This is a genomic window from Kamptonema formosum PCC 6407 (genome assembly GCF_000332155.1).
Taxonomy (GTDB): Bacteria; Cyanobacteriota; Cyanobacteriia; order Cyanobacteriales; family Microcoleaceae; genus Kamptonema; species Kamptonema formosum.
Genome location: NZ_KB235899.1, coordinates 6,912 through 30,023, shown reverse-complemented (window position 1 = coordinate 30,023; position 23,112 = coordinate 6,912). Strand labels below are relative to the sequence as shown.

At 43.2% G+C, this 23,112-nt stretch carries 19 protein-coding genes and 1 tRNA gene; 9 read left to right on the top strand and 11 right to left on the bottom strand.

Annotation, left to right across the window (positions count from 1 at the left end; genetic code table 11):
- Positions 1-1,906: phosphodiester glycosidase family protein (locus OSCIL6407_RS0104705; protein WP_019486966.1), on the top strand; the 1,906-nt coding region annotated here is incomplete at its 5' end.
- Between the two features lie 380 nt (positions 1,907-2,286).
- On the top strand, positions 2,287-2,685 hold the full coding sequence (gene msrB / locus OSCIL6407_RS0104700) for a peptide-methionine (R)-S-oxide reductase MsrB (RefSeq protein WP_007355453.1): 399 nt from the start codon (positions 2,287-2,289) through the stop codon (positions 2,683-2,685).
- A gap of 302 nt (positions 2,686-2,987) precedes the next feature.
- Here msrB and OSCIL6407_RS36135 read toward each other — a convergent pair whose 3' ends face one another.
- The 3 genes from OSCIL6407_RS36135 to OSCIL6407_RS35200 form a co-directional block, all read right to left on the bottom strand.
- Positions 2,988-3,143 carry a hypothetical protein gene (locus OSCIL6407_RS36135; protein ID WP_007355452.1) on the bottom strand — a complete coding sequence of 52 codons (156 nt, stop codon included), beginning with the start codon at positions 3,141-3,143 and terminating at the stop codon, positions 2,988-2,990.
- 552 nt (positions 3,144-3,695) lie between these two features.
- Positions 3,696-3,769, bottom strand: a tRNA-Arg gene (locus OSCIL6407_RS0104690).
- Between the two features lie 177 nt (positions 3,770-3,946).
- Positions 3,947-4,090, bottom strand: coding sequence for a hypothetical protein (locus OSCIL6407_RS35200; RefSeq protein ID WP_155523376.1), 144 nt, complete (start codon positions 4,088-4,090; stop codon positions 3,947-3,949).
- Positions 4,091-4,101: 11 nt separating this feature from the next.
- Between OSCIL6407_RS35200 and OSCIL6407_RS0104685 the strand changes: the two genes are divergently transcribed.
- The 3 genes from OSCIL6407_RS0104685 to OSCIL6407_RS0104675 all read left to right on the top strand — a co-directional run bounded on the left by OSCIL6407_RS0104685 (position 4,102) and on the right by OSCIL6407_RS0104675 (position 7,078).
- Positions 4,102-4,770 (top strand): Npun_F0813 family protein, encoded by a 669-nt coding sequence (locus OSCIL6407_RS0104685; protein ID WP_007355450.1) that lies wholly within the window; start codon positions 4,102-4,104, stop codon positions 4,768-4,770.
- A 145-nt stretch (positions 4,771-4,915) separates the two neighbouring features.
- On the top strand, positions 4,916-5,974 hold the full coding sequence (locus OSCIL6407_RS0104680; protein ID WP_007355449.1) for a hypothetical protein: 1,059 nt from the start codon (positions 4,916-4,918) through the stop codon (positions 5,972-5,974).
- Between the two features lie 144 nt (positions 5,975-6,118).
- On the top strand, positions 6,119-7,078 hold the full coding sequence (locus OSCIL6407_RS0104675) for a hypothetical protein (protein ID WP_007355448.1): 960 nt from the start codon (positions 6,119-6,121) through the stop codon (positions 7,076-7,078).
- Positions 7,079-7,152: 74 nt separating this feature from the next.
- Here the strand turns inward: OSCIL6407_RS0104675 and OSCIL6407_RS30285 are convergent, their stop codons facing one another.
- Together OSCIL6407_RS30285 and OSCIL6407_RS0104665 are read right to left on the bottom strand one after the other, a co-directional pair.
- A complete protein-coding gene (locus tag OSCIL6407_RS30285) occupies positions 7,153-7,437 on the bottom strand; it encodes a lipopolysaccharide assembly protein LapA domain-containing protein (RefSeq protein WP_019486965.1) in 285 nt (94 codons plus the stop codon).
- 135 nt (positions 7,438-7,572) lie between these two features.
- On the bottom strand, positions 7,573-9,009 hold the full coding sequence (locus tag OSCIL6407_RS0104665) for a phosphoglucomutase/phosphomannomutase family protein (RefSeq protein ID WP_007356867.1): 1,437 nt from the start codon (positions 9,007-9,009) through the stop codon (positions 7,573-7,575).
- A gap of 717 nt (positions 9,010-9,726) precedes the next feature.
- On the opposite strand from OSCIL6407_RS0104665, the gene OSCIL6407_RS0104660 reads away from it, so the two are divergent.
- Positions 9,727-10,827 (top strand): hypothetical protein, encoded by a 1,101-nt coding sequence (locus OSCIL6407_RS0104660; protein WP_007356868.1) that lies wholly within the window; start codon positions 9,727-9,729, stop codon positions 10,825-10,827.
- Positions 10,828-11,114: 287 nt separating this feature from the next.
- On the opposite strand, the gene bchM is transcribed toward OSCIL6407_RS0104660, so the two are convergent.
- Together bchM and OSCIL6407_RS0104650 are read right to left on the bottom strand one after the other, a co-directional pair.
- A complete protein-coding gene (bchM, locus tag OSCIL6407_RS0104655) occupies positions 11,115-11,801 on the bottom strand; it encodes a magnesium protoporphyrin IX methyltransferase (RefSeq protein WP_007356869.1) in 687 nt (228 codons plus the stop codon).
- Positions 11,802-12,136: 335 nt separating this feature from the next.
- Positions 12,137-14,281: a pentapeptide repeat-containing protein gene (locus OSCIL6407_RS0104650; RefSeq protein WP_007356870.1), complete on the bottom strand. Its 2,145-nt coding sequence runs from the start codon at positions 14,279-14,281 to the stop codon at positions 12,137-12,139.
- A 142-nt stretch (positions 14,282-14,423) separates the two neighbouring features.
- Here OSCIL6407_RS0104650 and OSCIL6407_RS35855 point away from each other — a divergent pair, with 142 nt between their 5' ends.
- Both OSCIL6407_RS35855 and OSCIL6407_RS0104645 read left to right on the top strand, forming a co-directional pair.
- Positions 14,424-14,657, top strand: a complete 234-nt coding sequence (locus OSCIL6407_RS35855; protein ID WP_007356872.1) for a hypothetical protein — start codon at positions 14,424-14,426, stop codon at positions 14,655-14,657.
- 103 nt (positions 14,658-14,760) lie between these two features.
- Positions 14,761-15,183 (top strand): hypothetical protein, encoded by a 423-nt coding sequence (locus OSCIL6407_RS0104645; protein ID WP_026103650.1) that lies wholly within the window; start codon positions 14,761-14,763, stop codon positions 15,181-15,183.
- 115 nt (positions 15,184-15,298) lie between these two features.
- On the opposite strand, the gene OSCIL6407_RS0104640 is transcribed toward OSCIL6407_RS0104645, so the two are convergent.
- Entirely contained in the window at positions 15,299-15,859 is a 561-nt protein-coding gene (locus OSCIL6407_RS0104640; RefSeq protein WP_007356874.1) for a hypothetical protein, read from the bottom strand.
- Between the two features lie 23 nt (positions 15,860-15,882).
- The gene (locus OSCIL6407_RS0104635; protein WP_007356875.1) at positions 15,883-16,080 is read right to left on the bottom strand and encodes a hypothetical protein; all 198 of its coding nucleotides are present in this window, start codon (positions 16,078-16,080) and stop codon (positions 15,883-15,885) included.
- 187 nt (positions 16,081-16,267) lie between these two features.
- On the opposite strand from OSCIL6407_RS0104635, the gene OSCIL6407_RS32230 reads away from it, so the two are divergent.
- A complete protein-coding gene (locus tag OSCIL6407_RS32230) occupies positions 16,268-17,548 on the top strand; it encodes a transposase (protein WP_019486963.1) in 1,281 nt (426 codons plus the stop codon).
- Here OSCIL6407_RS32230 and pdxA read toward each other — a convergent pair.
- Positions 17,545-18,630: a 4-hydroxythreonine-4-phosphate dehydrogenase PdxA gene (gene pdxA / locus OSCIL6407_RS0104625; protein WP_019486962.1), complete on the bottom strand. Its 1,086-nt coding sequence runs from the start codon at positions 18,628-18,630 to the stop codon at positions 17,545-17,547. The two genes, OSCIL6407_RS32230 and pdxA, sit on opposite strands and share 4 nt — an antisense overlap.
- A gap of 35 nt (positions 18,631-18,665) precedes the next feature.
- Positions 18,666-23,112: trifunctional serine/threonine-protein kinase/ATP-binding protein/sensor histidine kinase (locus OSCIL6407_RS0104620; protein ID WP_148288835.1), on the bottom strand; the 4,447-nt coding region annotated here is incomplete at its 5' end.

Genomic DNA, 23,112 nt, shown 5'->3' with positions numbered 1-23,112 from the left:
CTCCCCCGCTCCCCCGCCCCCCCGCTCCCTCGCTCAAGAGCTCTCTCTCTATTCCTCAGAAAAAATATTGGCTCAATCTGTCGTATCACCTGCTAACGACCCAAACCAAGGTCGCCAAGTCTCTTTAAATGGTAACACTTTCAGGGCAGCTTGGAGCCAGCAGGCTATTGGTGGGACTTCTAGCGTCCGCACTTGGATTGCTGATGTTAGCTTGATGGAAATAGCTGGCATTGAACTATTAAACTCTGGTGATGCTACTAAACAGCCGGTGCAGTGGTTTTCCCAATCTCAAACAGATGGTCTTGCGACTCGTTTAACTCCTCAATACCGCTATTTAGATATTACAGATTTTGCCAAAAAAGTTGGCTGGCAAATCTCCGCTGATGGTAATACGCTCAAAATCTCCACCCAACCAGCAAAATTAACAGCAATTCGGGTGGGAAAACAAGAATGGGGCGATCGCATTGTTCTAGATTTAGATCGTCCCACTTTCTGGCAACTCACCTACGTAGAACCACCACCTAGAACCCCAAACCCAAAGCCTAAAGACACTTCAGACGATCCCACAAAACCAACAGGTAGAGATACGCCAGACGATCCCACAAAACCCCAAACACCGAAACCAACACCCCAAGTACGAACTCAGGAATGGCTAATTACAGTTGATGCTGTACTCGATCGCGCCCTTATAGCGCGTACTTTGGGAGCGGGTAAACATCTACAATCTCTCAAGGTAGAATCATCGACTAACCAAACTAAGATCCGAGTTAATATTCCCTTGGGTTGGCGGCCTCTAGTTTTTACCCTGGGAAATCGCGTAGGCGTAGCCAGCCGTAGGCATCGCTTAGTCATCGACATCCGCCCCGATTCTTTGGTAGAAAGAGATATTCTTTGGGCTCCCGGATTGCGGTGGCGATCGCAATACCGTAACTTAGGTAATTCTAAATTTCCCGTAGTCTGGCTAGAAATCAATCCCCGCCAGTCTGGATTGAAAATTAGACCAATTCTAAGTAATCCCCCAACTGACACCGGTACTGCACCTTTATTACAAACAGCCGAACTCTCCAACGTCGCTGCTGCTATCAATGCAGGATTTTTTAACCGGATTAATCGCCTAGCCTTGGGAGCAATTCGGCGAGATAATCAGTGGTTATCGGGGCCGATTTTGAACCGAGGTGCGATCGCTTGGAATGATAACGGAGACATCAAAATTGGGCGCTTGAGCCTGCAAGAAAGCTTAATTACCTCAAAAGGAGAGCGTTTAGCGATCGCTCACCTTAATAGCGCCTACGTCCAAGCTGGCATTGGTCGCTACACTGCTAAATGGGGAACAAGTTACACCCCTTTCTCCGATGGCGAAATTATAATCACAGTCCAAAACGAACAAGTTATTAGCCAATCTCCCGGAGGTACAGCAGGGAAAACCTCATTTCCCATTCCTGCTAACGGCTATTTACTGACCCTGCGTTCTAACCCGACAATAGCCAATCAGATCCCTGTCGGGACAAGCTTGCGCCTGGAAACTGCCACAGTTCCGGCCGATTTTAACCGCTATCCTTATATTTTGGGCGGCGGCCCCGTGTTGGTGCAAAACAGTCAAGTTTTCCTAGATGCCAAAGCCGAAGGATTTAGCGATGCTTATGTTAAGCAAACAGCTATTCGCAGTGCAGTTGCGATCGCTGCTAATGGGAATTTGTTAATTGTTGCCATTCACAACCGCGCCGGAGGTGCGGGGGCTACTTTTAGGGAGATTGCCCAAATCATGCAGCAAATGGGCGCTGTTGACGCTTTGAATTTGGACGGCGGTAGTTCTACAAGCCTTTATTTAGGAGGTCAACTCATCGATCGGCCGCCTCAGACTGCTGCTCGCGTTCATAATGGTATTGGAGTGTTTATTCAGCCTTAGAACGGTTTTCAAAAGGTTTTAAATCGTAGGACTTACGCACGTTTCATGTAACATCGATGCAGCCAACCCTATCGGTCTATGAGGATTATCGCTCTCGATCGCCACAATTGATGCACTAGGCAAGTCCAAGCACAGTTGGAGGCTCCGAGCGCTTAACTCCGGTTGCTTCATCCTACGCTTTAAGAGTCTTCACAGGATAGTTGCGATCGTGACGCTCCACATAAACTAGCGAGCCAGTCCATCCCTATTGAGCCTAACGATCGCTCCCGTCGAGCTCGCGTTTATTACTACTTCCTTGGTATGTACATTTTAATGCGCTGCCGCTAATATTGAAGTCAGCATGATTTTACATCCAAGCAAACTTAAGGGAGGAGCAAAACATGGTTAACAAAGTTAAAAAGTCTGAGTCTGAATGGAAAGAGCAGCTCACCCCGGAACAGTTTCATGTCACCAGAAAAAAGGGTACAGAAAGAGCTTTTACAGGTGAATATCACGATCTAAAACAGGCTGGTATTTACAAATGCGTCTGCTGCGGCAATGACCTGTTTAGCTCAGAAACTAAGTACAATTCTGGTACTGGGTGGCCAAGTTTCTATGATACCATCAATCAAGAAAATGTGAAATCCGAATCAGACAATACTTTGTTTATGCGCCGTACAGAGGTGCTGTGTGCTGCCTGTAACGCTCATCTGGGTCATGTATTTAATGACGGCCCCAAACCGACTGGACTGCGATATTGCATGAATTCAGCAGCACTTAAATTCGTTCCTAACAAGTAATATATTAGGGTGAAGGCTGACCCAGTGGAGCTTTTTTGGCGACAGAATCTAGTTTAGGAGATATTCATAGTAATAACTTTAGTCATTTCTAATAATTGAATGACTAAAGTTATTACTATTTTAGACATTGGTAAGTAATAATTAAAGCTATTAGTACCCACAATAGCGATATATTAAGTTGAGGAGAGTAGGGTGAGGGTAGCCACAATTTATATTTTTTTACGACAAATATAGTTTACTAACATTGTCCACCCTACCAGGCTACTGTAGCGATTTTATCTCAACAGAGCCTATAGATTATTTTAGGGACGTTCAATCGCACCTTTTTTAGAGAGTGCAGCAATCATCTGACGTTTGACGGCCTTTGCCCAATCATCAAACTCAGAACCATTAATACTATTGCTCTGAACTTGGTCAAGAAGCGGAGTCTTCAATTCCTTGCGTATTTGGGTATTCATTAGAATTTCCTGGTAAACAGACTGGCGACCATTGCTTATAGGTAATTTATATCTTAGCTTGATTATATAGTTTAATTCAAGTCAAACTATGCACTAACTACATCAGCTTCATGCGATTTATGAATGGAATTATTAAAAAAGATTAAATGTATATTGGTATACATAGAATCAGGGGTAATTTATTCTTAAATATCTCATTTCATCCTGCGGAGGGATTGTATATCCCGCTTCTTAATTCTTTATCTTAGTCTAAATCCTTTTGCTGTTCATGACTCATGCAGGCTCCCAGTAAGCCGAGTTACGGATACTTTTACGTAAGTCCCGATCCTATCTATTTTTCAAATTGCCCGATCCGCAGGTATAGCAGGAGGCAGCAGGCAGGAGGAAAATGCAATACTAGAAATGGTTTGGGGGATGGAAAATGTCCTGAGCGTTGTGGCAGTTGCTAGACATTTATCCGAGCTGTGGTGTACTGCATAAAATATGAACCCTCAAATTGCTCAGCTAGTCTACTAGGACGGGCAAGTATTGAGAGTTCGGATTAAGTGAAAACGGGTACGGCAGGGCTCGAACCTGCGGCAGGCGGATTAGAAATCCGCTACTCTATCCAACTGAGTTACGCACCCAACATTTTTGAGCCAACCAATCTTATAGATATAAATCGATTATATCTTAGCTTGCGTCATAGTCAAACCACTAATTCGGAAAAAATGGGCACAGAGGGAAAAGGGACTCACAGAGGTTGGCAGCAAATTTACAGACCAAACTAGATCATTAAAGCATAGATTAAGATAGGGTGTTAGTTAAAGGGAGTTAGCTGAGCGGCTGCGTCCAGATGGGCGATCGCAGCTTAGCCAAACCCACCCATCAGTCGTCAGCAGGTAGCAACTCACGCCATGCGTGAGTACAATGACTTGCAAAGCACCCCCGGCCATGACAGGAGTCAAATCGCAGTGTCATGTTTATTCTGAAACGACAGGATGTCGAAATCACCAGCTTTCAACATCCAAAACGGGATCAGCAGATCCCAATTCTCAATTATCAGGGGCAGACCTTTCGCCTAATCAGCGCTTTCAACGGCAAACAAGCAGAAGAGGCCAGAGCCTTGTGGCGGGATCTAACCGACAATCGAGGCAAAGCCTGCGTTTTGCTAGAAGAGCCGGATAGATATAGCGTCTGGGGAAAAGTCCGTTTAGATCAGCTTGCCAGTGAAGAACCAGTCGGCTCCGAAGCCAAGGCTCCACTATTCGCACAAGCTTGTCTGCTGCTGCTCCAAGCTGTTTACTTCGACGTTGAAGACCTTTTAGGTGCTCGGCAAGCCGCATCGTTTCAGAAAGATATCGCTAAGGTATTTCAGCAGGGGAACTTCCCGCACGCAGACTCCCCAGATGCGGTCAAAAATTTGCTAACCGTCGATCCACTCCACAGCCTCAAAATACCTTCTTGGCAAGAGCAGCACCTCAATACCTTACTGCAAGAACTCCATAGGCTGGGCAAGTCCTATTTTGGCAATACCACCTTTGCCGAAGGAGTCAACGAAATCTTGCAAGATATGCCAGCAGGCGATCGCTCCCAGTTTATCGCTTGGTTGAAACAATCTCCCCTTGCCAAACTGTGGACACAATAAAAAATCTTTGATAATTCCACCGCAGGCGGCACCAATATGCAACGCTGGATGACAGACTTGTATAGAAAAGCCCAACTGTTCAGGCAGTTTCACTCCCACTTACATTTTCTGCAATTCAATTGCTAATTATGTCTCTTGAACCCCTATGAGCAGCACTTCAGAAAAGTCATCTACTTCTCCATCCTTCCTCTCAGCTCAGACTCTCGTGATTTTGGGAGTTGTTTGGGCTGTATTGGCACTGTTGTTCTTTCTGCTGTTCAGCGTCCCCCTTTCTCAGGAGGAAGGACTGCCCCTTTGGTACTCCATCGGCACCTATATTTTTGAATGCGGGGCTTATCTAGGAGCAGCTTTAGTCTGTTTTAGAAACTGGCAAAGCCCTCAAATGGTCAGTGGGCGTAATGTCTGGCTAGGCATTGGTCTGGGGATGCTGTTCTACTTTCTAGCAAATGTGGTATTTGGCGTTTGGGAGTTATATTTTGGACTTGACCCCGATATCTCCCCAGCCGATGTCTTCTATGTAGGCAGTTACGTGGCACTGATCTGGGGCATGGTTCTAGCTGTTACTTCCAAGCGTTTGAATCTAGAAGTTTGGCAGTGGGGGTTGTTGGGGGGAATTGCCATAATTGGTATTGCTATAGCTTCCTGGGTTGCGGCCCCTGACTTTTTCAAGGCCCAATTTGGTTTGGGTTCTGCACCTGCGCCCCAAGTGGAAACAGTTGCCACACCTGAGCTGAAAGCTGCAAAAGCTCCGGGACTGACAGATTCAACTAACCCAAAACCACAAACATCCGCAGCCGCTGCAACTGACCCAGAAGCTGAAGCCGAAGTCGAAGAAAAATCAAACGCACCAGCTTGGGTTCAGGCCCTTGACGTACAGCTCACTCCCTATGCTTATTGGGTGAATTTGTTTTACATCATTGGCGACGTTTTTCTGCTAATTATTGCTACAGCTCTACTCCTTGCCTTTTGGGGCGGGCGTTTTTCCCAATCTTGGCGCATGATTGCCGCCGCCACTTTTTCCCTTTACATTGCAGATATGTACTTCAAGTGGCGCGATACTCAGGCTGAAGGTGATTATCAAAGTGGCAGCTTGCTTGAAGTATTTTTTGTCTTCAGCGCTATCCTATTTGGTGTTGGAGCTATTTTAGAACATGACATCTCAACCCGTTCTCGCCAGAGTAGGCGCGGGCGGCGGTCAGCTTAGGGATTTTTGAGTGCAGAATTTTTCGATTAGCCGCTAGCGATAGGTTTCTCTGGAAATACTCAAATCTTAAATCTCAAATCTAAAATCTAAAATACAGCGCTTTGACGCTGCACGCCCTCCCGTCTCTTTGCTTGGAAACTCGGCATGATGCCTACAAAACTCTCCGAATCTGACAAACACGAAATCCTTGGACTGTATAGACACTCCGAGGAAAATACTATTACCCTAGCTAAGCGCTATGGGGTGAGCAGTTCTACCGTCAGGCGTATCCTCCAGAGCGCTTTGTCAGAGGCAGAATACGATGCCCTAGTCCACCAAAAGCAAAAGCGTTTGCCTCATTCCCAAAGCAGTATTTCCCAGCCGATAGCGCCGGATGTTGATGAATCAGCAGATACCAATCTCTCTGAGTCTGTATATCCCGGCGCTTCTGACCCAATCCCGAACTCAAAGCTCATCCGCAAGCGCACGAGAGCTACCCCTGAAACCCGTGCGAAGATTGATGTCCGAGAAGTTATACCTCGGCGTTTGGATGTTTCTGAGTTGCCAGAAGAGGATGCGCCAGAGTTTGTGGATGAGGATTATGGTGCTGGGGCTAGGAATTTAGGCGAAATGCTTGGAGATGAAGGGCCTCTAGAAGCTGAAGAGTTTAGTGATTTTGACGAGGATGAGGATGAGGAAGATGATGATGATGATGATGATTTAGATGATTTCGGCTCAGATGATTTGGAAGACGACGATTTTGAGGGGATGGCAAACTCTCGCCCCGGAGTTTCTATACAGCTTCGGAGTAAAACTTTGCTTCAAGTTTTGCCGCTAAGTGAAGCGTCTCTTCCTAAAATCTGCTATTTGGTAGTTGACCGTGCTGCGGAATTGATTACTCGGCCTCTGAAAGCTTTTGGCGAACTCGGACAGATTCCTCCTGAAGAAATTAGAGAGAAAACTCTGCCAGTTTTTGACAATCACCGAGTAGCCCGCCGTTTTTCGACCCGAAACCAGCGTGTTTTTAAAGTACCTGATGGCCAGTTGCTACAAAAAACTGCTCCCTATTTACAAGCAAAGGGGATTACTCGGCTATTGATTGATGGTCAAGTATATTCACTTTAATTGGTAATGGGTAATTGGTAATGGGTAATGGCTAATTGCTAATTGCCTAATTGCTAATTGCTAATTGCTAATTGCTAATTACCATCTCCCCTGCTCCCCTGCTCCCCTGCTCCCCTGCTCCCCTGCCCCCCTGCTCCCCCGCTCCCCCCAGGGATGCTCCACATAGGTTGGAGGATTGCGCCGCCTAATATTCCTGCTGTCGCGCTCAAAGCTAATACTACTCCTACCGGAATTTCAATTGATTGGAAAAAGAGGAAGTTTAAGGATACTGGGGTGGCATTCTGCACTGATAAAATTGCGATCGCGCTTACTGAGGTAGCTACAACTACACTAATGAGAAGATGGGGAATAGTTTTCATAAAAAAGGGTTAATAAAGTTTTGAAGTTTGAGTTTTGATCTTGCTTTGTAAATTGGAATATTCTACAGCTTTGAGTTGATACTAAAAACTTATCTTACACTTAGAATTACAGGACTCATAACTCGATCTCAAAACTCATGTTGGTTCTAATTGGTTGATAATATTTTCTATCTCTTGGACAATTTGCGCTTGTTTTTCCACAGATTCGGTTTCTAGATAAACTCGCCAGAGAGGTTCAGTCCCGGAAGGGCGCATCAGCACCCACCCGCCATCTTCCAAATACAGTTTAATCCCGTCTTTATATCCTACTTTTTTAACTTTAACTCCGGCGATGTCTGTCGGGGGATTGCGTGTGAAGTATTGGATAATTGCGGCTTTGTAAGCGTCATTGAGGTGAAAATCGATCCGCTTTTCGTATAAGGGGCCACCTGCTTCTGTGACAGCTTCTTCTACTAGCTGAGATAAGGGTTTGCCTTCGATCGCGATCGCTTCTGCTACCAGCATACCAGCTAAGATGCCATCTTTCTCAGGAATATGACCCAATACGCTCAAACCTCCAGATTCTTCGCCGCCAATGAGTACGGCTGTTTCCCGCATTTTAGCGCCGATGTATTTGAAACCTACTGGCGTTTCGTAAATTTCTAAATCGTACTTAGCAGCGAAATTGTCTAGCAGGTGGGTAGTTGCAACTGTACGAACGATCGCGCCCGTTTTGCCCCTATTCTTAATTAAGTGCCGTGCTAGTAGCAGTAATACTGAGTTCGGAGCGAGGATATTTCCCTTCTCATCAACTATACCAAAGCGATCGCTATCTCCATCTGTCGCCAAACCCAAATCCGCTGCATCTTTCTTTACAGCCTCTACTAAGCATTCTAATTGCTCTCCCTTTGCTTCCGGCATCCCACCGCCAAATAGCACATCTCGCCAGCAATGGAAAGTCTCGATTTCACACCCGCAGTGTTCCAAAACTGTATCCAAATAACCGCGAGAAGTTGAGTAGAGAGCATCATACTTCACTTTCAAGTTAGCAGAACGAATTTGCTCTATATCTATCAGCGTGTAAAGAAATTTTAAATAATCTGGTTTCGGGTCAAAGGTAGAGATTTTATCGCTAATTTTGCCTAAAGGCTCTCCATCAGCAGCCTCCGCAATATGCACCGAAATCGTATCGGTAATTTCTGGTGTCGCGGGGCCTGCGTAGTCAGGAATATACTTAATACCACAGTAGGGTGCAGGGTTATGACTTGCCGTGAACATTAAGGCCCCAGCAGAGTTTAAATATTTGGCGCTGTAAGCAATGACTGGCGTAGGACAATCTCGCTCCGCCACCTTGATATTCCATCCTAACTCTGCTAGGACTTCAGCGGCAGTGCGAGCAAACTGGTCAGCAAGAAAGCGGGTATCGTAGCCGATTAAAACTGGGCGATCTTTAGTATAAGCACTTTCTAGATAGCTGGCGATCGCCCGCGTCACCTTCCGCACGTTGGCGAAGGTAAAGTCCTCGGCAATAATCCCCCGCCACCCGTCAGTCCCGAATCTAATATTGCTTTTAGTATTCCTACTCACACTCATCTTTACCACTCCCTCTCGCTCGCTTTGTTAATGGTACAAGAAGCTTAGCAATTAGGGAGGTAGCTGGCGGACTTTTTACTCTCACTCAGAGGAAATTATCCTTGTGGGAGGTAGACATTGAAGATGTTAGCCTGAAGATATGCTTTTACGATTAGTTAGAAGTAATTCAGATATAACGCATCAGTGGATCTATCTTCAGAGGTATTTATTATAGAATTTTTCTCAAAATATAACTTTTATTTTTTATTTACAATTGAGCCGCAGTTGTGTTAACTTTTATAAAGTATACGAGTCGATAAACTTTAATTGCCTACCAAAAATTTCAGCAAGTCCTACTAATTTGGCTTCCAATCTTCAGCCGATAACGCACACATCTCCCAAAACTATCCGATCCTAATATCTTGCTTAAGATATTGCTGGATATAAAAATTATAACTTAGAGTAAGTGACAAAGTTTGCTTCAACCCGGTTTCAGACTTGTAAATAGATTCGGAAGGGTGCAGAGGTAAGAATTTTTTGTATTTTCAAATACATTCACACTTAAGCCAAATGGCAGATGATAAGCCAAATGGCCGATGATAAGCCAAATGGCCGATGACTTGTAGCAAGATGGCGGGTGAAAATTCTTAAAGAAATGTGAAACAATAGAAGTTAAGAAACTTAAAGGGTGAGCTAGTCGGTCGAGGATTTCCTTTACACAAAAAATCGAGGGTTTTAATGACTAACATCTCACAATCTAAATTATCCGTACCTAAAGATGATGTAGATAGGGAGCTAATAACAACTTTAGTACCGCATCCTCAACTCATCAACCGTCCCGAAATAACTGCCAACGACCAATCCTCTGAGTCGAACGTTTCTTCCATAGCAGTTAACTGGGCCAAAAAATATTACACTACAGTTGCCTCTCACGAGAAGCGATCGCAGCTCAAAGCTCCTCAAACTCAGCAATTACCGGAATTTGAGGGAAATCGGGCTAGAATAGTTGACAAGCTGACGGATACCCTAAAAGTAGCCAGCGACATAGCTTGGGGTAAAGTGCAAACTCTTCTAGGTCAAGATATAGAACGTCACGCCATCAGTCCCGACTTAATTAATCCTTCCCAAATTATTGCCGATGCTCGTAAATTATACGCCAAAGCAATTGATGCCTATGCAGAAGAAGAATCTCCTGCTCGCCTATCAGTAGTAGTGGGCAGAGATATAATTGAAATACGAAGCAAATACTCCCACGCAGATCCGCTAGTCCTGGGATTTGTCACGATGGAGTTTCATTATCTGGGGCAATTCTTATTAGAAAGTCTTTCCCAGACAGAGCAATTGCAGTTAGTACCTTACTTAAAAATTATCGATGATTACCTGCACATACCGTTCGGAGAAATCCAAGCAGCCGCAGGGAATCACGATCGCAACTCAAAAGCTTTGGTAGCAGTGCAGCATTTGTTGCAAAACACGACTCAGATTGCTAGTGTTGTACAGGATCGCGTCAGTTCTCAGCATCAAGGCTATCGCAGCAGTAGCGGCTATCTGAGCGATACAATGGTAAAACTTTCTAGCATTCGGGATGTAGAAATTTTTCAAAGCTACTTATGTTTGTGTGCCCTAGAAGATAGCATTCGGCCAGCACAGCAAGAACTATTTCCCCTCTGCGTGATGTTATATCCCAGACTGCACGTAAGTTGGAAATTAGTGCAGGATATGCTGCTAGTTTTGTTGTGGGAAATCCACGACCGCTTACCTCCTGAAGATGTCATGGTATTTTTACCATATCTACGGACGCTAACTGAAATGTTTTCCGATGAGGTGTTTCAAAATTAAATGGAAGTTAGGAAATTCGGTGCGATCGTGGGGGGTTTGGGTGTTGTGAATCTGAATCGAGACTATGTAAGGGGTGGTTTAGGATAAAATTTATTGCCTAAATCTCCCTACAAATTCAGAAATATTTTAGCTCCATAATTACCTTGGCAGTTGCTATAAAAGCTATTTTACTAATTATAAGACTTACGCATAGTTTACGTAACGCCCTCTGGGTGGTAAATTACCGCCCAGAGGGCGGCGTTACAAACAATTTACGTAAGTCATATAAATTATTTAATTATCATTCCCTAGTGCCGCACAGCTTCGAGTATGCGAGAATAATAAAAGCTAGTGCTAGTCATTCCCTGCCGCCGAATTGTAAAACCATTGCTTTCTAGAATCTTGATAATATCAGTTTCCCGATGTTGATAGGCGCGGGTAGTTTTACTTGGCCCTGGAAAAAATTCCCCAATTTTCTTGAGAGCAGTTAAGGCTAAAGTTTTCGGGGCAAAACTGACAATTACTCGCGACTCGGCCATAGAACTTAGATGACTAATCATCCCCTCAGCTTGTTCTTGAGGGTAGTGAATCAGCACATCCAGACAGATAACTGTATGGTATTGACCACTCAAAGCCTCCAAATCTTGAGCCGTAAAGGTGACATTATTAGCCTTTCCCGGAACAGCATTAGCTCTTTCATAGGCTTCTGCTACCATCTTTTCAGAGATATCGCTAGCATAGACAATTGCTCCAGCTTCAGCTAAGGGAATACTGAGACTACCCACGCCACAACCAGCATCACAAACTAACAGACCCGGCAAATTGCCATCAGCGACGAGCCATTCTAGCACTGTATCAACAGTCTGCTGATGTCCTGTGCGGATATCAAGTTGAACTTTATTCACTTTACCGTCGCCGTAAATTCGCTGCCAGCGATCGAAGCCAGTAGAGTTAAAATATTCCCTGACAATATTTTTGTCGTCGGCTGCGTTCATAGATTAATTTGCCTGCTGATGAATTCCAAAGGTTTATTATACAACCCGAACTAACCAAACTAGGAAGAAGGAAGAAGAAAGAAGGAAGAAAAATTTAGTTATCTAGGAGAGAAGGAAGAAGGCATACACAGTCAGCTTTTTAAGTGGTCGGACATAATTAAACGTAGGGTAGGCGCTCGCCGCGAAAAGCGATGTTTTTCATAGCCATAGAGACTGTCGGCGAGCGCCGACCTGTGCATTTTATAGCGTTTATTTATGTCCAGCTACTTAGTTAGCATAGGCCGACTTTGTTTAGCAGCGGTTTCAAGTGCTGAGGTAGTGGGAGAATAAAACTATTAATTTTTCTGGGGACAACGGGGATGAATCCCTCCCTGCAAGCAAATATAAGCTACTTGACTGGCCTCTAAATTTTTAGCCTCTGTAAAATCAACTCCTTGTAAACGCCCTGATTTAGAATTAACAGGTGGACTTTGAATAAATTGATCGGGTCGATTTTGCTTTCCTGTCACAAACATTGCCCCTTTAAAGTTAGCTCCTGTAACATTAGCACCTCGGAAATTGACTAAACTTACATCTGCATTCCGAAAATTAGCATCTTGCAGTTGAGTATTGCTTAAATTTGCACTAGCAAGTTTGACTGAAGTCAGATCTGCATTTTGGAGATTGGCTTTGCTCAAATCTGCTCCCGATAAATCTGCACCTTGCCAATCGGATTTTCTCAAGTTTGTCTCTGGAAATAGAGCGCCTTGAGCTTTAACTTGTCCTAAACGCGCACCCTCCAAATTCGTGCGCGACAAATTTGCACTTCCTAAATCCGCACCTGTGAAAGTGGCATCTTGTAATAAAGCTTGCCGCAAATCTGCTCCAATTAACTTGGCACTGCTGAAGTTAGCTCCGCTCAAAATACTATAAGATAAATTAGCTTTGTTCAGAGTTGAGCGTAGAAAATTAGTGCGGTTCATCGTTATATTATTCAAGAATGCACCAGTGAGATTTGCACCTTCAAAATTAGCGCCACTCAAATCTGCTCTCCAGTCATCAAAAGTACCAAAACGAGCATCTGCTCCCGCTCCGTAAAAGCGGATACCTGGTAGGATAGCATTAGTAAGATTGGTGCTTCTTAAGTTAATTCCTGATAGGTCGCCTTTGTCTAATACTAAAGTGAATTGAGCGGAGCCAGAAGCAGTTTGACTTAAATCTGTGCGGCTGAGATCGATATTATTAAGTTTCCCTCGATTCACGGTGAGAATTTTGGCTATCGCTCTCTGAGTAGCCCTTTGCCGAATAGCAGCTAACTGTCGTTCTTTGGCATTTCCGCCGTAGCGCATAGAATCTAAGTCATTGCTAAGGGCTTGATTTAACCTCTGCAAATAAGGTAAGGTTTTCAGCCCCGCACTCACTAAAGCTTGCTGAATTGAATCAACGAGAGTGGGATTTTCTTCTTGACCAAGCAGATCTGCTAATAATGGTATGGCGCGGGAATCTTCGACTACACCTAAAGCTAAAATTGCTGCCCGTCGTTCGGCTATGCCATTGGGCGACATTGGGGATAATTTGTTAACTAAAGCTAGAAATACTTTGTCGTCGCGCTGTTTGAAATCCCGCAAATTTGCCTGACTTTGAATGTAAATTTGGGTGCCGATAAAGGTTCCCAAAACTGAGGTCATACCCAGAATAGTAACTATTAGTAGAGTTAGTCCGGGGTGTTGGCGCATCCAGGCCCAAAGGCCGCGACTCCCATCTGCTGAAGCTTCTGGTGTTAAGACCAGGGCCGCGATCGCAGCATCTTCATCACTCCAATCTTGCCCCATAAAGGGATTTGTCGTATTACTTGATAATGCTCCGGCATCGGTGACAAAAGTACCCGCTAAACGATCATGTCCTGTGCGCCGTTTTGGATCAAATTTAGTCGCTAAGCCGTCTCCTAGCAGCATTAAGCCACTCATTCCCATTAAAATGACTAAATCGGGAAAAGCACCACTGATGCGCCATAATGTGTAAGCAATGCCGACTGGTATTCCCCAACGTCCCAAACTTTCGCGGGCCAAGGCGCGTAGTATCCCCGGTGCTGCACCCGACTCCGAGATGACTTTGACACCAAACCAGCGCTTGGGGGAAGTTTGACCTTTTTTAGCGAGTAAATATAGTTGCCATCCAGCTACAGCTATGGGGGCTATAAGTGCGCCAGACCAGAATAAATTAGTTAGGGGAGTGACTCGCGGGTTGCGATCGCGGATCGGAATTGCTAAAGTTTGTGCGATCGCTTCGGATGTGGCGGCGACTGCGGGGTTGAGAGGTACACTCTTGATTGCATTATTAGCCAATGTTCCGATCGTAAATGGAACTAAGGAACTAGCAACAATTAATGATACTTCAACTGCCCAAGCGCCACACCTACGAACCATTAGCGGCAATTCTCGACGTACTTGCCACGATGGATTTGATTGATTAATGTCGCTCCTTACCGTTGGGCTAGCCATATTGATTTTAGATTTTAGATTTTAGATTTTAGGCGATGTGTGTTAACAGTTAACAGTTAACGGTTAACAGTTAACTGTTAACTGTTGAGTAAGAAATTAGAGCATCGGAGATTCGGTAAAAAACTGGGTTTTTTTAGTCGAAATGCCTAAGTCCTGTTCATCTCACTTTCAGGTAGGGTGGGATGAGCTTAACCTATATCTCCATTTCCCAGTACCCATTTATATCACCGATCGCTATTTTTTGAGGTATGGGGGTCGCCTCAACTTGTACGCTATGTACAGCAAGAATCCCGGAACAGTGAGGTTACTGGTAGAAGAAGAAAAAAGGAAGAAGAGTGATGTGGGGTCATGGGATCGGAGAAAATGGGGTCAGTGATGGAGCAGTGGAGCGATTGAAACAGGAACCCCGGAGCTCCCCTACCGTCGAGAAACTTGGGTATGCCGCCATTGTGTTCGCAATCAGAGGAAGAATAATTAAAATGAAAATGCGCGATCGCGGGATACTTCCCTTAGCTTTAGCAATGATTTTAGCAACGGCTGGCGTTGTCCGCTCTCAAGCTCTACAGATTAGTCCCGGATTTAAGGAACCCCTAACTGTTTCAGGTACATCTGGTGGCCCCAACAACAGTGGTGACTGCGGTAATATTGCCCCCACACCGAATCTCATCATCCAAGTAGGGGAGGATTTACCTTATTGGCGAATTAACGTGCAAACTGCTGGTGCTCCTACGATATTAATTCAAGGGCCGGCTGGTCGTTTTTGCATCTTGCCAGAAAGTGCTGGTGCCGGTAATTTGGAGTTTTCGGGGTTTGGCAATAAGGGGACTTATTCTATCTTTGTAGGCGATCGCGCCCAAGGTCAACATCCTTACAATCTCTCTATTACTCAAAGTCGGAACTAATTTTGGTAATTGGTAATTGGTAATTGGTAATTGGTAATTGGTAATTGGTAATGGCTAATTGGTAATTGCTAATTGGTAATTGCTAATTACTAATTGCTAATGGGGCAAAATCCTCTCAGTCTCCTAATGGATTTGAGTGTTGATTTATCTTAGCACTCTTTGGCACGTCGGCCCTCGTATAAGTCCAGATTGCACCTGGTTCTAGCGTCAGCAACATATTGTCAGGAGTAAATAATTCCCAGTAAGATAAGTCAAAATCATCTGCAAGGTCTGGGAATATTTTTAATTTACAGCCGTTACTGAATTCTACAGTTAGAATCAAATCTGGGTAGTGAGTTTCAAAGGCAGTAATAGTTGTACCTTCAATCACCTTAACTTTCTCTTTAAACACTTCTGGTAGTTCCTTAGAACTGGTGATTATTTCTTTAGTCGGTGATTCCAGTGTCCAGTCTGTCCCTCGCGTGCCTAACATCCAAGCAGCTTGTTCTTTACCCTTCATTAATTTATTTAAGATCGGAATTCTCTCTCCTATATAAAGATATAATTCATCTCCATAGCTCATTCTCGCATTCCAGCACAGCTCCCCTATAATCACACTGACAATGCTTCTTAGTTGCACTAAATCAGCATCGTTTTTAATCGGCTGTAATATATTTTGGTCGGTAGTTACTGTCATAATTTTAATCTGTTATTGCAAATTTATTCTAAACCTAAGAACTCGCAAGCCTTTTGTCGCAATTCTTGATAGGTAAAATCACCGCGTTCATTTTTGTTACCTATATAACCGGCCTCTTTCTCGGATTCTAAAAAATCTCCAAATGCTTGTCTTTGTAGCCTTTCCATTTTAAATTCATTAGCAATAGCATTAATTTGCTTAATATCTCTTTTGGGCGGCATCTGATTCTATATTTTAACACTCCTCACCTATTATTTAATATCTTGACGTATCAATACTCCGGACAGTTTTGGAGTAGAGACGCGATCGCCCGTCCACAAAAAAGTAAGTAAAATTTGAATCTCAAAGGCAGAAAAAAAGACACTCTTTAGGTTAAGCTTAAAAAAACTGAGCTTAACAGACTGCCTTATGAACATTATTGAATCCATCTTACAACAAATGTCCGGGGTGAGTCAAGCCCAAAAAAAGTTTATAATGACTTTACTTTCCACAATCGTGCTGGTTTATGGCAAAGTGAACTTCACCAATCTGGGCCGCTATAGTCCTGCCACTGAAAAAACTTATCGGCGGCATTTTTTAAAAAAGTTTGACTGGGAGCAATTCTCTAAATATTTTATTAAAAAAGCCTTGAATCCTGAACGCACAATTATTGCCGTTATTGATTGTTCTTTTTTGAGAAAAAGTGGTAAACATACTGAGGGAAAAGGTTATTTTTATAATGGTATTGCGGGAAAAGCTGAACAAGGATTAGAAATTTCTGTGATTTCTGTTGTCGAAATTGAAACTCATATTTCCTATAGTTTAAGCGTGCAACAAACTCTTTCGCGTCCGACCACAGAACCACCGAAAAACTCCCTAATTTTTACTCGGAAAAGAAACTTAAAAAAACGGAGTAAAAAACAGGTATCTGAAACCTTAACACCTGATATAACAAGAGTTGACGACTATGCAAAGCATTTAAAAAATACTCGTTCTTTGTTGCCAGAATCTGTACGTTATTTGGTGGCTGATGGCTATTATTACCGCGCTAAATTTTGGGATGCTGTTCGGGAGTCAGATCTCAATTTGATTAGTAGATTAAGGGTTGATGCCAACCTGAATTACCTCTATACCGGAGCAAGGAATAAATTCGGCGCTCCTCGTAAATATGATGGTAAAGTTGACTGCAATAATTTGAAAAATCTAACTTTCGTCAAAGAAATTAAGCCAGGAGTTAAGCTTTATTCATTATTAGTATGGAGTTGTTGCTTAAAATGCAAAATCCGTTTGGCTTGTATATCTGAGCTTCAAGCTAACGGTAAAACCAAAAATGTTTTATTGTTTAGTACCGATATCAATCTCAAGGCTGAGCAAATACTTGAGTATTATCAAGCTCGTTTTCAAATTGAATTCATTTTTCGGGATGCCAAACAATTTACTGGTTTGTCCGATTGTCAATCTGTGAATAGCCAACGGCTTGATTTTCATTTTAATGCCAGCCTAGCGGCCTTAAATTTAGCCAAATATGAAGCCTCTAATCGCCACTTGTCTGCCCATCCATTCGTGTTTTCAATGGCCTCCTATAAACGCCTGGAATTCAATCGGCATCTACTTTATACATTTATTAGCAAGTTAGATTTAGACAAGGACTTGATTTTAAATCATCCTAACCTCCCCTCAGTCTTGTCTTATGGTACTCTGGCTGCTTAAAAACTGTCCGGACTATTGGACGTATTTCTACGCTGCTTAACTAACTCCGCCGCTAACTCCAAAGCTGCGATCGTACTACTAGGATCTGCCACACCTTTACCAGCAATATCAAAGGCAGTACCATGATCGGGAGAAGTGCGAATAAATGGCAAACCAATTGTAGTATTCACCGCCCGATCGAAAGCCATTAATTTAACAGGAATCAACCCTTGATCGTGGTACAATGCTAAATAAGCATCGTGAGCATTACCTCCTTTGCCATACCAAGCTTGACCGGGTTTTACCCACATTGTATCTGGTGGTATGGGGCCATCTAACTGCACATCAGAAAGGCGATCGCGTTCCGTCTCCAACCAAGGAATTAACCAATATTTCTCCTCGTTTCCCAATTGTCCGTTTTCGCCACTGTGAGGATTTAAACCCGCAATCGCAATTCGAGGTTTTTCTAATCCGAAATCTTCCCGCAAACACTTCACTAACAAGTCAAGTTTAAGGCTAAGTAAATCTGCCGTTAAAGCATCGGCAACTTGACGAAGTGGAATATGTGTGGTAGCAAGTAAAGTACGAAGTAACCAACCACTATGGGGAGATTTGGCGACAAATAACATCCCAAATCGCTTAACTCCCGATCTTTCTGCTAACAGTTCCGTTTGGCCGGGATAATTATAGCCAGCAGCTTTCCAACAAGTTTTAGAAATTGGCCCTGTGACGATACCTTGAAATTCGCCGGCAAGTGTACGCGCGATCGCAGTTTCCATATAAGCGAAACTAGCCGCACCACTCGCTATATTACCCTCGCCGACAACAATTTCACCCCACTCGCCATGCAGTTCGACATCTAAAATGTCTAAGCTGTCTGGATTAGCCAAAGGTGTTGTTACCTTGCAGGGTTGCAGTTGCGTGTAAGTTTCTTGCAAAATCTCCCTACCGCCAATCACCGTCACATCACAATTAGAGAGAGGTTTTGTAGCTAAAGCTTTGAGAACTACTTCTGGCCCAATACCTGCCGGATCTCCCACAGTTACAGCTAATTTGACTTTTATATCGGGATTCACGGGGATTTTCTCCTGAGTACCTAGCATTATAACAGATTTTTAGAATTTTTAAAATTTGTTTGTTAATTGTTAATTGGCAAAGTAATAATAAACTCAGTTCCTTTTCCGACCTCCGAGTTAAGATCGATAGTGCCATGATGTTTTTCCACCACAATTTGACGCACGATCGCGAGTCCCAACCCAGTTCCTTTTCCCACTCCTTTAGTCGTAAATAAATGATCGAAAATTCGGTGCTTCACATCTTCTGGGATTCCCACTCCATTATCTACGATCGCAACTTTAACATACTTACCTTCCACAGATGTACTAATTGTAATGCGATTGGGATTCGCTTTAATATCCTGATAACTGCGTCCCAAATTTGATTCATCTAGTGCATCAATTGCATTTGCTAAAATGTTCATAAATACTTGATTCAATTGTCCGGCATAGCATTCAACCATTGGAATTAAACCGTAATTTTTAATAACTTCAATTTCCGAGCGATCGCTATCTGCTTTCAGGCGATGTTTTAAGATTAAAATTGTGCTATCAATGCCTTCATGAAGGTTAAAAGCAACGGGGCGATCGCTATCCGCGCGAGAAAATGTCCGCAAGCTGGTACTAATGTCTTGAATCCGCTTCACACCTTCGCGCATCGAACCAACTAATTTAGGTAAGTCTTCGCGGATGTATTCTAGCTCAATCGTCTCAATTTTCTCTTTAATTGCTGTACTGAAATTAGCTGATTCTTGCTCAACTAAATCCAGCAATCCAAACAAATCCTTGATATAATCTAAAGCGGGTTGAATATTCCCACTGAGAAAGCCAACTGGATTATTAATTTCGTGGGCTACTCCAGTCACTAAATTTCCCAACGCAGACATTTTTTCACTTTGAACTATTGTGATTTGTGCTTGCTTGAGGTCAGTTAAAGCTTGTTGCGCCTGTTGATAAAGACGAGCATTTTCCAGCGCGATCGCGGCTGGCCCAGTTAACATTTGCAACAAAGCTAATCGGCTCTCGGTAAAAGCACGCGTTGTTAAGTTATTTTCTAGATAAATCATCCCGATTAATTTGCCTTGATTAAGTAAAGGTGCACACATTAAACTTTGGGGTGGCTGATGTTTAATGTAAGCATCCGCCGCAAACATGGTAGAATTTACTACATCATCAATAACAGTCATTTTCTGAGTGTTATTGATGTAATTAATGACTGCAATTGGTATTTTTTGGCAGTCAGATAAAGCCATTTTCATAATTTGAGTAGTGGCGTTTTCACTCATGGCTACTAATTCAATATCTTCAGTTGTTTTTAATAGCAAAGCACTTTTGGTAGCCCCAGCATTTTCTTTCACTACTTGTAGCAGGGTAGCCAGCAATTTATCTAACTCAATTTCACTAGAGATACTTTGAGATACCTTGAGGACGGTGGCTAAGTCAAGGACTTCAGAAACACTTTTTGAGGAAGATATGTGAGTGGATTGTAAAGTGGATTGTAAGATGTAAGTTGGGGATGTTTCTTGGCGGAGTAAGGCGGGTTGATGCTGCTGTTGCAAAATTGTGGCTAATAATTGGGGATAGCATTTTTCTAGCTCAATAACTTTAGCTTTTGCACCCCAACGGGTGTAACAATAATAGGCTTCGATCGCATAGGCTTGAGCTATTTTTTCTTTGCCCCATGCTAAATAGAACTTAGCTGCGAGCTCGTTGGCCATCGCTTCCTCTTGGATATAACCGTTTTCTTTTGCTAAAGCAATCGCTTTGTCATATAGCTCAATCGCTTCTATCTTCTGTCCCAAAACTCGGAATTTTTCTGCTTCTACCAACTGCCACTTATGCAAAAAATTCACAGGAGCGTGTTCTGCCCAATTTTTCAACTTGGCTTGATTTTCCTGAACTCGTTGCAGTATTTGTTCTCGTTCTAATCCCTGTATATCTGACAACACTGCAAGCTGAGTTAGTGAATCATAAAAATGGAATACCGTAACTTTGAAAGACCCAGGTGCTGCCGCCAGGTATTGTTTGGTGGAGTCTGCTACATCTTTAGCAGATTCCCATTTTTGAAAAAGGTAACAAAGAATCAGCTTGCTGACATACAACACAGCAAGCTCGTACAAATCATCTACTTTTTGCTGAGACAGGATTATTTCTTCGTTATACACTTTCCCCTGAATCTGCCAAGGACATTCGCACTGACCCAGTAAATTTAAAACTGATTGGTAAAAAATTCTAACATAGTTGTAAGCCACTTGTTTAAGTTGCCCTAACGCCTGACTGTACCCCATCATCTCCTGTTGTAAAACTGAGAGTTCTTTACCGGAGAAAAAAGACAAATAGCAGTAATTCCAAGCACAGTAACCAGCATATTCCAGCGCTCCGTTTTCTAAACCGCTATGATATCCTTCAACCAGAGGCTTCAGAGAAGCCTGAATGTGATATTTCCAGGGTTTTACAAATGGATAGACTAAATTGTAAGTGCTGGCTTTAAATTCATTACTTTTGAACCGTAACAATAGTGCTAATGCCAATTCCCCAGCCTGATTTCCCGCCTCAATTTCGCCCATAATCCCACACAAAATTACCCCGTACCAGGCATAAGCTGATGACGACACCGCTGCATTTCCATACTGCACTGATAGTTGCACTTGTTTGAATACAACCAATGGTAAAAGAGCTGGAACTGCTACATATACACCGGCTGTCATTGATGCCAAAATCCTGATTGCTGCCATTGCTTCTTGGTCTAGCATTTCTGGCAGTTCTAGTAAGGTTTCCAGTTGTTTTCCTGCTAACATTTCCTGGGTTTCTTGCAAACTTTGAACAATATCTGTTTGTGTGGGTTCCTGTGGAAACATCACTCCTAATAATTTCAGGACGGAGAGGGCGGTTTCAATGGCTTTTAGCTGCTGACTCTGTGCCACATAAGCCAAAACTTTGATTTCGTAAACTTTCACTTTATCTAACAATTTCTGCGCCTGTTTGAACACAGTATCCACAAAATGTTCCATTTGTTGGAACTCACCACTCAGACAGGAAACTTCTGCGGCTAATTCGTAGAGTCCTAAAGTCAGTTTGTAGCTTTGTTGCCAACCATCGCTAGGTAACAATTGAATGCCTTTAGTTAAATACTCCATTGCTGCCCGATAAGCGGTTGACAATTTTACCTTTTGTGCCACAGCTAGATTGAGTGTTGCTAGTTCATGACGGTCTTTTGGTGATGCGATCAACTCTGCACCCTGATTTAATTGATTGACGATCTCTAATAGTTTTCCGTCTCTTTCAACTAAAGGAGTTGCCTTCAATAATTGCTGCCCAATTTTTAAGTGTGTCGCTTGTTTTAGTGAATCAGGAATTAGGGAATAAGCGGCTTGTTGAACTCGATCGTGCAGAAACCGATAAGTAGGATTCGCTGCGGCATCAGCAACCGAGACACTATCAGATTGGGTAAAGAATTTATAAATTTCTGTCGTAGGAATAATCAAACCTTCTTGTAATGCTTTCCATAAAGCCGTAGCCGCCACTTCCGCCAACTTCTCACTAATAACTGCCAGCGTATCCAAATCAAACTGCGCCCCAATACAAGCTGCCAATTTCAAAATATCCTGAGTTTCGGTCGGTAATTTCTGCAATTGCAGTGCCATAAATTCCACTACATCATCAGTAATTACCAAAGCTCTAACTTGAGCAATATCACACTGCCAATGCCGTAGCTCCCAGTCAAAGCTAATCAGACGATCGCTATGCAATGCCTTGAGAAACTGTGTGGCAAAGAAGGGATTTCCCTTGGTTTTTTGATAGACTAATTCTGTTAAGGGTTGAGCTAGGGATACTTCGCAATTTAGCGTATCTGCTACCAACTGATTTACATCCATCAAACTTAAGGGTTGCAACGTAATTGTATTCACCGTCGCCCCAGCTTTGACAATATCATCTACTGTTGTGATGAAGGGATGCACTGGGGAAACTTCATTATCCCGATAAGCACCCAATACCAATAAATATTTTGTATCATTCATCAATAGTTGTAGCAAGTTTAAGGATGCCGAATCTGACCATTGTAAGTCATCTAAAAACATCACTAAAGGATGCTCTTGGCTCGTGAAAACCTTAATGAACTTCTGCATCAGCCGATTGAAACGATTTTGGGCAGCACTTCCCGATAGTTCTGTTGCTGGGGGGTGAGTGCCAATAATTCTCTCTAACTCTGGAATTACTTCAATCAAAACTTGCCCATTATCACCCACAGCTTCTAATATTTTATCTTTCCAAATTTGAAGTTGCCCCTCAGATTCTGATAATAATTGTCCCATTAAATCTCGGAAAGCTTGTACAAAAGCTGAAAAGGGAATATTGCGTTGAAACTGGTCGTATTTGCCTTTAACGAAGTAGCCGCGCGATCGCACAATGGGCTTATGAACTTCATTTACCACCGCAGTTTTACCAATACCTGAAAAACCTGCTACCAACATCATTTCTACCCCTCCTCCTACCGTACGGTACGTACGGTACGGTACGGTACGGTACGGT